General features: G+C 29.8%; 1 pseudogene. It reads right to left on the reverse strand.

The features are described 5' to 3' along the window. Positions 1–932: pseudogene (locus A9G11_RS04685) on the reverse strand (hypothetical protein); the annotation flags it as partial. Between the last annotated feature and the right edge of the window lie 12 nt (positions 933–944).

A 944-nucleotide genomic window follows, 5' to 3' on the forward strand; every position in this document is an offset into this window, starting at 1 on the left:
ACATGTAAATGCTGCCAATGATATTCTGTTTCTGTTGTTATATGATTTGGATACTTTTTGACACCATCTATTGTATAACTCCAACCCAGCATACTTGTCCAACCAAATTTATACAGTGCATCGTTCCATTGATTTTGACGCTCAGCATCAAATATGTTAACTATATCTTTATTTCTAATATCTATACTGGAACTCTCGCCTTTTAATAATATTTTATCTGTTCTTAAATATTTAAAATCACCATGGTAGCCATTAAAATGACTAACACTATTGCCAGCTGTTCCATTTTTTGTACTAAAACCATTACAACTGATATCTTCAAAACAAACTTCAAATAAAGCGCCAAAAAAGCTTGCTAATGTATCACGATTCATATAAAACCGTTCTTGTTCGTTACTATCTACATTAAAACGGTATGTTAACCCTAATTTTGAATATTCTTGAGTAACCTCATTTAAATTAATTAAATGAATATATTTCATATCTCCATATCTTTTTTTGTTATCTAAATGATTATTTTTTATTTCTCTATAATTAAATATACCTATATTATGCAAATTGTTATTTTTATCATGATAGATATACTCATATCTTTTCTCTGATTCTAATAATAATTCTTCTGGAACATGCCGTTCTATCCTTCCATCATGATAAATATGATAAGTAATTATTTGTAAACTTAATTTAAAATAATTTATCATTGAAATAGGATGGATATACCAAGCTTTACCGTCTTGATTTAGTGTGGCTGGGGGTGAGGTATCGGTTTGTGCTGTTTGGGTATTTGCTCCATTCACATTACCCGCATTATCCTCTGTCGTTGGTTGATTTTGATTGGCTAATCCATTAACCACATCTTTCCACCATAAGCATTTTTTGATTTTCTCTTTCTCTTTTTCCCACATCTCAACTTTTACTTCTAACTCATGCATATAATTATAGTC

It is taken from the genome of Gilliamella sp. wkB108 (assembly GCF_001690195.1).
In the GTDB taxonomy this organism is placed as follows: Bacteria; Pseudomonadota; Gammaproteobacteria; order Enterobacterales; family Orbaceae; genus Gilliamella; species Gilliamella apicola_L.